The sequence below is a fragment of the Marinobacter shunpengi genome (genome assembly GCF_045449695.1).
Classification (GTDB): domain Bacteria; phylum Pseudomonadota; class Gammaproteobacteria; order Pseudomonadales; family Oleiphilaceae; genus Marinobacter.
The window spans coordinates 88,915-100,975 of record NZ_JBJJKZ010000017.1 but is presented as its reverse complement, the minus strand read 5'-3'; the positions used below and the strand labels follow the sequence as shown (position 1 = coordinate 100,975).

12 protein-coding genes are annotated in these 12,061 nt (G+C 60.7%); 9 read left to right on the top strand and 3 right to left on the bottom strand.

The features are described 5' to 3' along the window. Nucleotides 1–83: 83 nt before the first annotated feature. Both ACJO2E_RS15695 and ACJO2E_RS15690 read left to right on the top strand, forming a co-directional pair. Nucleotides 84–446, top strand: coding sequence for a DUF4398 domain-containing protein (locus ACJO2E_RS15695; RefSeq protein ID WP_406965057.1), 363 nt, complete (start codon nt 84–86; stop codon nt 444–446). Between the two features lie 41 nt (nt 447–487). Then, the gene (locus tag ACJO2E_RS15690; protein ID WP_406965056.1) at nt 488–1,300 is read left to right on the top strand and encodes an OmpA family protein; all 813 of its coding nucleotides are present in this window, start codon (nt 488–490) and stop codon (nt 1,298–1,300) included. 67 nt (nt 1,301–1,367) lie between these two features. Here the strand turns inward: ACJO2E_RS15690 and ahpF are convergent, their stop codons facing one another. Both ahpF and ahpC read right to left on the bottom strand, forming a co-directional pair. After that, on the bottom strand, nt 1,368–2,957 hold the full coding sequence (gene ahpF, locus ACJO2E_RS15685) for an alkyl hydroperoxide reductase subunit F (RefSeq protein WP_406965054.1): 1,590 nt from the start codon (nt 2,955–2,957) through the stop codon (nt 1,368–1,370). A gap of 251 nt (nt 2,958–3,208) precedes the next feature. Beyond that, nucleotides 3,209–3,775 (bottom strand): alkyl hydroperoxide reductase subunit C, encoded by a 567-nt coding sequence (gene ahpC, locus ACJO2E_RS15680; RefSeq protein WP_406965053.1) that lies wholly within the window; start codon nt 3,773–3,775, stop codon nt 3,209–3,211. A gap of 317 nt (nt 3,776–4,092) precedes the next feature. Here ahpC and ACJO2E_RS15675 point away from each other — a divergent pair, with 317 nt between their 5' ends. The 7 genes from ACJO2E_RS15675 to ACJO2E_RS15645 all read left to right on the top strand — a co-directional run bounded on the left by ACJO2E_RS15675 (nt 4,093) and on the right by ACJO2E_RS15645 (nt 11,510). Next, nucleotides 4,093–4,983 (top strand): radical SAM protein, encoded by an 891-nt coding sequence (locus ACJO2E_RS15675; RefSeq protein ID WP_406965052.1) that lies wholly within the window; start codon nt 4,093–4,095, stop codon nt 4,981–4,983. Nucleotides 4,984–5,100: 117 nt separating this feature from the next. Continuing rightward, nucleotides 5,101–5,319 carry a hypothetical protein gene (locus ACJO2E_RS15670; RefSeq protein WP_406965050.1) on the top strand — a complete coding sequence of 73 codons (219 nt, stop codon included), beginning with the start codon at nt 5,101–5,103 and terminating at the stop codon, nt 5,317–5,319. A 7-nt stretch (nt 5,320–5,326) separates the two neighbouring features. Then, nucleotides 5,327–6,109, top strand: coding sequence for a hypothetical protein (locus ACJO2E_RS15665; RefSeq protein ID WP_406965048.1), 783 nt, complete (start codon nt 5,327–5,329; stop codon nt 6,107–6,109). Between the two features lie 121 nt (nt 6,110–6,230). Further along, nucleotides 6,231–6,839 carry a transcriptional regulator BetI gene (gene betI / locus ACJO2E_RS15660; protein ID WP_406965047.1) on the top strand — a complete coding sequence of 203 codons (609 nt, stop codon included), beginning with the start codon at nt 6,231–6,233 and terminating at the stop codon, nt 6,837–6,839. Nucleotides 6,840–6,853: 14 nt separating this feature from the next. Then, on the top strand, nt 6,854–8,323 hold the full coding sequence (gene betB, locus ACJO2E_RS15655) for a betaine-aldehyde dehydrogenase (RefSeq protein WP_406965046.1): 1,470 nt from the start codon (nt 6,854–6,856) through the stop codon (nt 8,321–8,323). Between the two features lie 99 nt (nt 8,324–8,422). Then, nucleotides 8,423–10,099, top strand: coding sequence for a choline dehydrogenase (gene betA / locus ACJO2E_RS15650; RefSeq protein ID WP_406965045.1), 1,677 nt, complete (start codon nt 8,423–8,425; stop codon nt 10,097–10,099). Between the two features lie 193 nt (nt 10,100–10,292). Continuing rightward, entirely contained in the window at nt 10,293–11,510 is a 1,218-nt protein-coding gene (locus ACJO2E_RS15645; protein ID WP_406965043.1) for a BCCT family transporter, read from the top strand. Nucleotides 11,511–11,548: 38 nt separating this feature from the next. Here ACJO2E_RS15645 and ACJO2E_RS15640 read toward each other — a convergent pair whose 3' ends face one another. After that, a complete protein-coding gene (locus tag ACJO2E_RS15640; RefSeq protein ID WP_406965042.1) occupies nt 11,549–11,968 on the bottom strand; it encodes a hypothetical protein in 420 nt (139 codons plus the stop codon). Between the last annotated feature and the right edge of the window lie 93 nt (nt 11,969–12,061).

Genomic DNA, 12,061 nt, shown 5'->3' with positions numbered 1-12,061 from the left:
GCTACGCTTTCCGCCAGTCTGGCAGCGTTTGGATGCCCGCGCCGCCACTATTGCCGGCAACCCCCAACACAAGGAGACCGTGCATGTGTTCCCGTGTTATTTCCCTTCTGCTTTTCGGTGCCCTCCTCGCCGGTTGCGCCACGGACCCCGGCCCCAAACCGGAACAGGAAATGGAAGCGGCTCATAGCGCCATTGAGTCCGCTGACAGTGCCGGTGCCCGGGATGTGGAACCCGCCTTGATGACCGAAGCCCGGGACAAACTGGAGGCCGCTGGAACACTGATAGAAGAACAGCGCAATACAGAAGCCCGCCACTTGCTGGAACAGGCGGCGCTGGACGCCCAGCTCGCGGAAGCCCGTGCCGATACCCAACAGGTGAGAAACGCCCTGGGCGACCTGCAGGCCAGCATCGATTCGCTGCGCCGCAACCTGGAAAACCAGCAGTAACCCGCCGCCATGTGTACCGTTCAGACTCACAGGGAGACAACATGAACAAGCGATGTCTTACCGCAGGCTCGATGATAACGTTGGCGGGGCTTCTATTATCCGCCTGCGCCGGCACGCCGGAGCCACATCCGGGGCTGGTGGAGGCGCGGGCCGCCTACGACAGCGCCGTGGACAACGAACAGGTCGCCCGCAATGGCCTGTCACACCTGAGGGATGCGGACCAGGCCCTGGACCAGGCCGAGGAACTGTTCCGTGAAGGCGCCGACACCGGGGCCATCGACCACCAGGTGTACCTGGCCAGCCGCCATATCGACATTGCCCGGGAGAACGCCCTGCGGGCCGGACTGGAAGAGAAACTGGCGGAAGCACAGCGACAGCGGGATGACCTGCGTATCCGCATCGGCGAACGACGGGCCCAGATAGCGGAAATGGAAGCACGGATGCTGCGGGAACAGATGGATCGCTTGCATGCCGAACACACCGAGCGAGGCATGGTGATGACCCTGGGGGATGTGCTGTTCGATATCGACGAAGCGGAACTCAAGCCCGCTGGCGAGCAGACGGTGCAGAAGCTGTCCGACTTCATGCAGGAGTTCGGCAACTACCGCGTCCGCGTTGAAGGGTATACCGACAGCATTGGTGAGACCGACTACAACCAGGCCCTGTCGCTGCGGCGTGCGGAGTCAGTCCGCGATGAGCTGCTGGCGGATGGTATCGCCGCCGATCGGGTCGAGGTGGAAGGACTGGGCGAGCAGTACCCCAAGGCCTCCAACCAGACCGCCACCGGGCGCCAGGAAAATCGCCGGGTGGAAATCGTCATCTCCGACCGGGACGGTAACATCGGTTCCCGCTGATCCGGTTCACCATAAAAAACCCCGCCACCCTTTCGGGCGCGGGGTTCTCTCATCAGGAGCCGTCGTATCAGGCCGCGGCTTCTTCTTCGCCTTCCGGCACCTCGTTGCGGATCAGGAAATCGAAGGCGCTCAGTGCCGCCTTGGACCCCTCACCCATGGAGATGACGATCTGCTTGTAGGGCACGGTGGTGGCATCACCCGCCGCGAACACGCCCGGAATGGACGTTTCGCCACGCTCATCGACAATGATCTCGCCATGGCGACTCAGTTCGATGTCGCCCTTGAGCCACTCGGTGTTCGGCACCAGGCCGATCTGCACGAAGACACCTTCCAGGGCCACGTGGTGGTTCTCGCCGGTGTTCCGGTCCTTGTAGGTCAGGCCGTTGACCTTGCCACCCTCGCCGGTAACCTCGGTGGTCTGGGCGGACGTCAGGATCTCCACGTTCTTCAGGCTGCGAAGCTTCTTCTGCAGCACGTCGTCCGCCTTCATGTCATCGGCGAATTCCAACAGGGTCACGTGGCCGACAATGCCGGCCAGGTCGATAGCCGCCTCGACACCGGAGTTACCGCCGCCGATGACCGCCACGCGCTTGCCCTTGAACAGCGGACCGTCACAGTGGGGGCAGTAGGCCACGCCCTTGTTGCGGTACTCCTCCTCGCCGGGAACACCCAGTTGACGCCAGCGGGCACCGGTGGACAGCACCAGGCTGCGGGCCTTCAGGGAGGCGCCGTTCTCCAGGCGAATCTCGTGATAGCCACCAGTCTGTGAGGCCGGGATCAGCTTCTCGGCCCGCTGCATGTTCATGATATCCACGTCGTATTCCTTGACGTGCTGTTCCATGGCCGCCACCAGCTTGGGGCCTTCGGTGTAGGGCACGGAAATCAGGTTCTCGATGCCCATGGTGTCCGCTACCTGGCCACCAAAGCGCTCGGCGGCGATACCGGTGCGGATCCCCTTACGGGCGGCGTAGATGGCGGCAGAGGAACCGGCCGGGCCACCACCGATCACCAGCACCTCGAACGGGTCCTTCTGGTTGATCTTCTCGGCCTCTTTGGCACCGGCATTGCTGTCCAGCTTGGCCACGATCTCTTCCAGTGTCATGCGGCCCTGGCCCCAGGGTTCTCCGTTCAGGAACACCGCCGGTACGGCCATGATTTCCTTCCGCTCCACTTCGTCCTGGAACAGCGCACCGTCGATGGACGTGTGACGGATCTTCGGGTTGATGATACTCAGCAGGTTCAGGGCCTGCACCACGTCCGGACAATTCTGGCAGGACAGGGAGAAAAAGGTCTCGAACTCGAAGTCACCGTCCAGTGACTGGATCTGCTCGATTACGTCCTGGGATGCCTTGGACGGATGGCCACCCACCTGCAGCAGGGCCAGCACCAGGGAGGTGAACTCGTGCCCCATGGGAATACCGGCAAAGCGCACGCCGATATCGGAGTTGACCCGATTGATGGCGAACGACGGACGGCGAACATCCGGGTCGTCCTCGGTGCGCAAGGCGATCCTGTCGGACAACGGCTCGATTTCTTCCAGCAGCTCCCTCAGCTCCTGGGATTTCTTGCTGTCGTCATAGGCGGCCACCAGCTCGATAGGCTCCCTGACGTTTTCCAGATAGGCCTTAAGCTGGTCCTTGAGATTGGCATCCAACATAGAGTGTTTCCCCTTCAAAAACAGAATGACTGAACTGAAAATCGCGTTCCAAGGAATAAGATGGTGATAACAATAAGGCCCGGGCCTCGAATGCTCAAATTAATTGACCTTAAGCGATCAATAGGAGATTGCTATAGATGACGTCAAACCCGGAAGAACGGACCGCCAGATACAACAAACCCCGGCCAGGCCGGGGTTTGCGGAAAACATGGGGCCTGCCTGAACAGGTCCCCAACCAGCAGACTGGCTGCTTAGATCTTGCCAACCAGGTCCAGGGACGGAGACAGGGTCTCTTCGCCTTCCTTCCACTTGGCCGGGCATACTTCGCCCGGGTGGTTGCGAACGTACTGGGCAGCCTTGACCTTGCGCAGCAGGTCGTCGGCGTCACGGCCGATGCCTTCGGCAGTGATTTCCATGGCCTGGATAACGCCATCCGGATCCACCAGGAAGGTAGCGCGGTCGGCCAGACCCTGACCTTCACGCATCACACCGAAGTTGTTGGTGATGGTGCCGGTCTGGTCGCCTACCATGTAGTACTGGATCTTGCCGATGGTCTCGGAGCTGTCGTGCCACGCCTTGTGGGTGAAGTGGGTGTCGGTGGACACAGAGAACACCTCAACGCCCAGCTTCTGCAGCTCGTCGTACTTGTCGGCAACGTCGCCCAGCTCGGTCGGGCAGACGAAGGTGAAGTCAGCCGGGTAGAAGAAGAAAACGGCCCACTTGCCCTTCACGTCGGCGTCGGAAATTTCAACGAACTCGCCCTGCTTGAACGCGGTGGCGTTGAACGGTTTGATCTCGGTGTTTACCAGAGTCGTCATTGAGTTACTCTCCTTCAAGTTGATTGAGGTGCGTAAGGTAAACGGTCTACCTTGATTCCTCAAATTGATTGGCTTTAATTGACCAATAGAGCGTATCTATAAAGCATTTGATCCGGAGCATGCCGCCATGGCGTCCGGCTCCCGAAGAGGTTTACTGCACCCTATACATTGGGCAGCTAACAGCAGAATTCAATACGCTTGAGTTAACAAGCTGTTAGGTGTCAGGTGACCTGAAGCCGGCCCACGGATTCACTGTTGCCTCCATATTCGCTAACCTGTGTGACCGTTTCGATACACTCGCTCGGAGTCGCCCCACAATGCATTCGTTCCCCATCCAATACGTTGAGCCGGTCTTCCGCCCACCCAGTGAAGCCAACTCGCTGATCCTGCCGGTGACCAACGGCTGTTCCTGGAACAAGTGCACCTTCTGCGAGATGTATACCGACCCCCAGAAGAAATTCCGGGCCCGCCCGGAAGAGGAAGTACTGGAGGAAATCCGCAAGTGCGGCGAACGCATGATCGTCCAGCGGGTATTCCTTGCCGATGGTGATGCAATGATCCTGCCTACTCATCGCCTGCTGAAGATCCTTGAGGCGATCCGCGAACATCTGCCGGATGTTCACAGGGTTACCTCCTACTGCCTGCCCCGGAACCTGAAGCGCAAGTCGGTGGCGGAACTGAAGGAATTGCACGATGCCGGGCTGCACATGCTCTATATCGGTGCCGAATCCGGTGACGACGAGGTGCTCCGTCGGGTAAACAAGGGCGAGTCCTACGAGTCCACCAAGGACGCCCTGCTGAAGATCGGCGAGGCTGGCATCAAGCGCTCGGTCATGATCCTCAACGGACTGGGCGGCAAGAGTCTGAGCGACCAGCACGCCCTCAATTCGGCCCGCCTGATGAACGACACCCAGCCGGAATTCCTGTCCACTCTGGTGGTCAGCTTCCCCCAGGGCATGGACCGCTACCGGGAACAGTTCCCGGATTTCGAGCCCCTGGACCAGCACGAGCTGTTCCTGGAGGCGAAAAAGCTGCTGGACAACCTGGAGCTGGAGCAGACGGTATTCCGCAGCGACCACGCCTCCAACTACCTGGTGCTCAAGGGCACCCTGGGCCGGGACAAGGAACGAATGCTGGAGCAGGTACGCACTGCCATCAACACACCGGAACGCGCCCGCCTGCGCCCTGAGTGGATGCGGGGGCTGTGAACCTTTCGCATCGTGTCCGGTCGAAAAATCACCAGTTGTGTTATAGAGTGCAGGTATCAACCTGTTTCAGTCAGCCCATACCGGGTCACGGACGAACTGCCGGGAGATCAGTGGAACATGAAGGTATTCAGACTGTTTTCCAACAATGAGGAATCGGCCTACCAGGCGCGCCTTCGCAAGGCCGTGGAGGAGCATGGGGACCATTTCCGTATTGATGACAACGGTGCTGTCAGCGTCGACCTGAACAGCGAAAGCTTCTGCCGCTCACTGTATGCCGAGAACGCCGATGACCTTGGCGAACCAATGGAGGAGTCCCCCAAAGCCGTAGCGGAGTAGCGGCGCCGTGGGGTTTCTCTACATCTTCTTTATCCTGGTCTGCGGCTTTATTGTCGCCAACTACCACCTGCCCACCCGGTTCCGCCAGGGCCGCTCCACCGGTTGGGACTATTATTTCCGCATTGGCCTGCTGGGCTTCTGGTGCGTGGTCTTCGGTTTTCTTGTCACCATCCTGCTGGATACCCTGAACCTGCCCACACATCTGTTCGATCTGGCCGGCTATCCCCTCTCGCAGGTGCAGCAGGCCTGGCTGAATTTTGGTCTGGAAGAAGTCACCTCCCACCAGCTTTCCGTCGCCGTTTTCGCATTGGTCGGTGCGGTGCTGTTCGCCTTCTACAGCCATATCCGGGCCCGCAACAAGGTATTCCGGGTGTCCAGGCTGGCATCCGAGTGCAGTGGCCACCATCTGGAGAAGCTGCTGCTGGATGCCACCGTGTTCAACATGTCGGTTTCGGTCACCCTCAAGTCCCGCAAGTGGTACGCCGGCAAGGTGGTGGATTTCACCCCTGAGACCGGCGGCGTGCGCACTTTCGCACTGCTGCCCATGAAAAGCGGCTATCGCCGGGAGTCCGACCTGCAACTGGTGGATACCCAGGACTACGAGGCTTACTACCGGTTCATGGGTATGAAAGGGGATCACACCGGACGCCTGGACCTGGAACACTTCCGGGTGGTGATACCGGTGGAGCACATCAGCCACATCGCCATGTTCGATCAGGAAACCTACGAGATCTTTACCTTCACCCGACCGCCAGCCCCCTCGATGGGCGTCGCCGGGTCCCGCCTCTGAGCCTTGGCCCCTTCCCGGCCTGACTGATCACTTTTTGCCCACAAACCTTGCAAGACCGTCATCCTTTCGGTAGCCTTTCGTTAATTGAACGTTCAATTAAAAAAGATTACCGAGGAATACGATGCCGATTGTTGGCGTGAAAGACACAAGGAAACAGCAACTTATCGAGGCCACCATGGCCTCCATTGCCGAGCTGGGGATGCAGAACACCACCATCGTCAGCATCAGCAAACGGGCAGGCATGTCGTCGGGGATCATCAGCCACTACTTCGGCGGCAAGCAGGGTCTGATCGAGGCGGCCCTGCGTCACCTGCTGGAGCAGTTGGGCCAGGAACTGCGGGAGCGCATGGCCAGAACCGACGGCTCTCCGGAGCAACGCCTGGCGTGCATTGTCGAGGCCAATTTCTCGGAGTTCCAGCGCTCGGCCCTGGCCGCCAAGACCTGGCTCAGCTTCTGGGCCCGGTCCATGCACGAGCCTGGCCTCAAGCGCCTGCAGCAGATCAACAATGCCCGGCTGTACAGCAACCTGCGCTTTTCCTTTGCCCAGGTTCTGCCAGCGCGGGAAGCCACCGAGGCGGCCCGCCAGACCGCCGCGATGATCGACGGTTTCTGGCTGCGAAGTGCCCTCAGCCTCGACCCGATGGAGAGCTTCGAGGCCGGCGAGCGGCTGATCAAACAGTTTATCGAACAAACCCTGGCCGGCGCCGGGGCGATGCATTCATTGAATTGAGGTTATCGGTCACCATGTCCAACCAGCTTCCTGTCTACCAGAACTACGTCCATGGTCGTTTCCTGCCCAACACCAGCGGGGAAACCTTCCCGGTGGTGAATCCGGCCACCGGCAAGGTGATCTATGAGGTCGAGGTAGCGGACGAATCCATCCAGCGGGCCGCCATCGAAAGCGCCCGTTCGGGTTTCGCCGACTGGTCCGCCATGCCCGCGGTGGAACGCAGCCGCATCCTGCTGCGGGCTGTGGCCCTGCTGCGGGAGCGAAATGACGACCTGGCCCGCACCGAAGTACTGGACACCGGCAAACCCTGTCAGGAGGCGGAAGCGGTGGACGTGGCCACCGGTGCCGATGCCATTGAGTTCTTCGCCGGCATCGTGCCCTCCATGGAAGGTAACCAGCAGGACCTGGGGGGCGATTTCTACTACACCCGCCGCGAGCCCCTGGGCATCTGTGCCGGTATCGGTGCCTGGAATTACCCGATCCAGATCGCCTGCTGGAAATCGGCCCCCGCCCTGGCCACCGGCAACGCCATGATCTTCAAGCCTTCCGAAGAAACCCCCATGGGCGCCATGCGACTGGCGGAAATCTTCACCGAAGCCGGAGTACCGGCTGGCGTGTTCAACGTGGTCCACGGTGCCGCCGAGGTAGGCCAGTGGCTGACCCACCACCCCGATATTGCCAAGGTGTCCTTCACTGGCGAGGTGGGTACGGGCAGGAAGGTGATGGCCGCCGCGGCCACTACCCTCAAGGACGTCACCATGGAGCTGGGGGGCAAGTCGCCGCTGATCATCTTCGACGACGCCGACCTGGAGAACGCTGTCTCTGCCGCCATGGTGGGCAACTTCTACACCCAGGGCGAGATCTGCACCAACGGCACCCGGGTGTTCGTGCACCAGGACATCTACCCCCGCTTCATGGACCGGCTACTGGAGCGCACCCGCAACAACATCGTGCCCGGCGATCCCATGGACCCGGCCACCAACTACGGCGCGCTGATCTCCAGGAAACACCAGGAACTGGTGCTGCACTACATCGGCAAAGGCCGGGAAGAAGGCGCCACCCTGGCCCACGGCGGTGAAGCGTTCGAGCCCGAGGATTCCCGGGGGGGCTATTTCGTGCAGCCCACTATTTTCACCGACTGCACCGACGACATGACCATCGTGAAGGAGGAAATCTTCGGGCCGGTGATGTCGGTACTGACGTTCTCCGACGAAGAGGAAGTCATCCGCCGGGCCAACAGCACCGACACCGGCCTGGCCGCCGGGGTGTTCACCAACAACATCCGCCGGGCCCACCGGGTCATCCACCGCATCCAGGCCGGTATCTGCTGGATCAACAGCTTTGGCGCGTCACCGGCGGAAATGCCGGTTGGCGGTTACAAACTCTCCGGCATTGGCCGTGAGAACGGGCGCGAAACCCTGGCCCACTACACCCAGCTGAAAGCGGTGTATGTGGGCATGGAAGATATCGACGCCCCTTTCTGAACTCGACCGTTTCGACAGGCCCGGTCCCGACGGCGCAGGCACGGCCCTGCGCTGGACGAACGCCTGTGTGCCACCACTCCGTGAAGAGTGAGGATTGTTATGACCGACAACCAGTTCGACTACATCATTGTGGGTGCGGGTTCCGCCGGCTGCGTGCTGGCCAACCGCCTCACCGAGGATGGCCAGCACAAGGTACTGCTGCTGGAAACCGGCGGCAGCGACAAGAGCATCTTCATCCAGATGCCCACGGCCCTGTCCATTCCCATGAACACCCAAAAGTACGCCTGGCAGTTCGAGACCGAGCCGGAGCCCTACCTGGACAACCGCCGCATGCATTGCCCCCGGGGCAAGGTGCTGGGCGGTTCCTCGTCTATCAACGGCATGGTCTATGTACGCGGCCACGCCCGGGACTTCGATGAATGGGACGCCGAAGGCGCCGACGGCTGGCACTACCGCAACGTGCTGCCTTACTTCAAGAAGGCCGAAACCTGGGCCTTCGGTGGTGACGACTACCGGGGCGATACCGGCCCGCTAGGCGTCAACAACGGCAACAACATGCAGAACCCGCTGTACAGGGCGTTTATCCGGGCCGGTGTCGACGCGGGTTACCTGGAAACCGACGACTACAACGGCGCCCGCCAGGAAGGTTTCGGCGCCATGCACATGACCGTCAAGAACGGTCGTCGCTGGTCCACCGCCAACGCCTACCTGCGCCCGGCCATGGACCGCCCCAACCTGACCGTGGTCACCCATGCCCTGGTGCACCGGGTACTGCTGGAGGGCAACACCGCCACCGGCGTGCGCTATGAACAACGCGGCAAGGTGCATGACGTGGGGGCCCGGGAAGAGGTCATCCTGTCCGCCGGGTCCATTGGCTCACCTCACCTGTTACAACTTTCGGGCATCGGCAACCGCGAGGTGCTGGAGCAGGCCGGTATCGAGGTGAACCATGAACTGCCCGGGGTGGGCGAGAACCTGCAGGACCATCTGGAGTTCTACTTCCAGTTCCGCTGCAAGCAGCCGGTGTCCCTCAACGGCAAGCTGGACTGGTGGAACAAGCTGAAGATCGGCGTGCGCTGGATCCTGAAGAAGGATGGCCTGGGTGCCACCAACCACTTCGAGTCCTGCGGCTTTATCCGCTCGAAGGCCGGTGTGGAATGGCCGGACCTGCAGTATCACTTCCTGCCGGCGGCCATGCGCTACGACGGCAAGGAGGCCTTCGACGGCGATGGCTTCCAGCTCCACATCGGTCACAACAAGCCGAAAAGCCGGGGCTTCGTGCACGTCCAGTCCGCCGATCCGAAACAGGCGCCCCGCATCCGCTTCAACTACCTGCAACACGAGGCGGACCGGGAAGGCTTCCGGGATTGCGTGAAGCTGACCCGGGAGATCATCAACCAGCCGGCCATGGATGAGTACCGGGGCGCAGAGATCCAGCCCGGGGAACATATCCAGAGCGACGAGGACATCGACGCCTTCGTTCGCCAGGCAGTGGAAAGCGCCTATCACCCATCGTGCACCTGCAAGATGGGCACCGACGGGCAGGCGGTGGTTGACCCTAATACGCGGGTTCATGGCATTGACCGGCTGCGGGTGGTGGACTCGTCCATCTTCCCCACCATCCCCAACGGCAACCTGAACGCCCCCACCATCATGGTGGCGGAACGGGCCGCCGACCTGATCCGGGGCAGAGAACCCCTGCAACCTTCGGATGCGCCCGTGGTCACGGACGATCAGTGGCAGGCGCGCCAACGCCCGGGGCAGGCACGGCGCTAGCGCCAGTACCAGACGATGCCGGAGCACACCCGCTCTGGCATCGCCCGGCTTTCAGGATTTCCCTATCAGCGCGACGACCTTGTCGTTTTCGGGCGCCGGATAGGCAAGTCCTGGGTAGACAACTCGAATCAACAGAGGAGACAACACCCATGACATCGACCCTGATGAGACAGTACAACCGGAGGGCAGGCGTATGACACTCTGGTTATCCACAGGCCTGATCTTCACCTTCGTCGCCATTGTGCTGATTATCTACAAGTGGTGGGACGTGCAGTGCATCGGCGTCACACCGGTGCGTACCTTCACCTTTATCGCTATCCTGTTCACCTCCGGCCTGGACGTGGGGCTGATCATGTTCCCCCTCACCGAGTTCGGCGGCTATGGTGACGTGGGAACCAACCCGGAGTACGGCTTCGCCAACCCCCTGGCCATTGAGTTCGGGTTCTGGGCGTTCCTGATCTGGGGCTTCTACTTCCTCACCTGCTTCTACTTCTGCATGATCGAACCACGGGTGAAGTTCTTCGAGATCCCCCTGGTGAAGGTCATCAACAACGTGGTGATCATCGGTACCTGCGCCTTCACCGCCTACCTGCTGCTGGTGAACCTGCCCTGGTACCTGCCGCAACTGGGCGATGGCGAAACGGTGGTGCCCACCTTCTACCTGATCGTGTTTGCGGCCATCGCCCTGGCGGTGTATTCCAGCAGCAAGATCAAGTACGTGCGTATCCTCAGCCTGGGCTCGAGCTGGCTGTTTATCGCGCTGATCGCCGTCATGTGGGGCCAGGCCTTCCTGGGCGGCCAGGGCAGCCCCTGGGACTTCTTCGTCACCGCCAGCCTGCTGGGCGAGTACTTTGGCAACATCCACCGCTTTGCCCTGCCGATTAACGACTACCACGAATTCTACCTGTTCTGGTGGTTCTCCTGGAGCATCATGATCGGCCAGTTCACCGCCCGGTTTGTCAGTGGCATCCGCACCTGGCAACTGTTCCTGGCGATGCTGTTCGTGCCATCCATCGCCATCGGCACCTGGTTCACCGTGCTCTATCACTATCACGCCCAGGAGCTGTCCATTGCCACGGTCATCAACCTGGCCATGATTACCGTAGGCATCCTGATGGTGATCAATTCCCTGGATTCCCTGATCCGGCTGTACACCGACAACCTGAACCTGACCGTGAAACGGTTCGGTCGACTGCCCTATTTCTTCGGCAACCTGGTGGCCATGGTGGGGCTGACCCTGCTGTTCCAGCTGGACTTCCTGCGTATCCAGTGGGTGGGTGCACTGGTCATCGCCCTGTACTTCGGTTGCTTTGGCTATATCCTGGCGAAAAAGCGCGCGGAGGTGTTCGGTATCGACAGCTCACCCCGGGAGAACGTGCTGGACTTCCACCGGATAGAAACCACCAACTGATCGCGAGAGGCACCTGCCAGGCATGGTGGGGCAGTCGATCACTGTGGCCAGCGGGCCACGTCTTCCATGACGTGGCCCGGTGCCAACAGGACCGCCACTTTGCCGCTTTCGCCGTCGTCAAGACTGTCCGGCTCGCATAACTGTAAGGCCGGCCAACATCCATCGAAAAACGACAGTCTCTTTGGCGGGCGCTCCACCATATGCCTGAAACCGCCCGGCAAAGAAACACTTACCCTCCCCAGCCAGACCGGCATCCCCGCCAATCCCGCTGAATGACGTGGCAATAGCGTCGTCGTGGCCTTCGAAACCGCTGTCAATGTCAGGAATACATAACTGATCAAAATTGACGAGAACGTCTCCGAATGTTCATGAAATTCAATAAAAACACAAAACTTTAACGCGGCCAGTAACGCAAAAAAGTCGAGAAGTTTTACAGCCGGCAGGGCTTCTCCCGGCAAACGCCGGCCCCAGGCGCTTCCGCTAGCTGCCGGGGCACGCCAGGCCACTGATATTACAGCGCGTTTACAGTTTTTTGACCAAATGGCACGCAG

What these genes read in the sequence shown, in the direction of transcription:
- ACJO2E_RS15695 (WP_406965057.1), top strand. Translation starts at nt 84, where the DNA reads ATGTGTTCCCGTGTTATTTCCCTTCTGCTTTTCGGTGCCCTCCTCGCC.
- ACJO2E_RS15690 (WP_406965056.1), top strand. Translation starts at nt 488, where the DNA reads ATGAACAAGCGATGTCTTACCGCAGGCTCGATGATAACGTTGGCGGGG.
- ahpF (WP_406965054.1), bottom strand. Translation starts at nt 2,957, where the DNA reads ATGTTGGATGCCAATCTCAAGGACCAGCTTAAGGCCTATCTGGAAAAC.
- ahpC (WP_406965053.1), bottom strand. Translation starts at nt 3,775, where the DNA reads ATGACGACTCTGGTAAACACCGAGATCAAACCGTTCAACGCCACCGCG.
- ACJO2E_RS15675 (WP_406965052.1), top strand. Translation starts at nt 4,093, where the DNA reads ATGCATTCGTTCCCCATCCAATACGTTGAGCCGGTCTTCCGCCCACCC.
- ACJO2E_RS15670 (WP_406965050.1), top strand. Translation starts at nt 5,101, where the DNA reads ATGAAGGTATTCAGACTGTTTTCCAACAATGAGGAATCGGCCTACCAG.
- betI (WP_406965047.1), top strand. Translation starts at nt 6,231, where the DNA reads ATGCCGATTGTTGGCGTGAAAGACACAAGGAAACAGCAACTTATCGAG.
- betB (WP_406965046.1), top strand. Translation starts at nt 6,854, where the DNA reads ATGTCCAACCAGCTTCCTGTCTACCAGAACTACGTCCATGGTCGTTTC.
- betA (WP_406965045.1), top strand. Translation starts at nt 8,423, where the DNA reads ATGACCGACAACCAGTTCGACTACATCATTGTGGGTGCGGGTTCCGCC.
- ACJO2E_RS15645 (WP_406965043.1), top strand. Translation starts at nt 10,293, where the DNA reads ATGACACTCTGGTTATCCACAGGCCTGATCTTCACCTTCGTCGCCATT.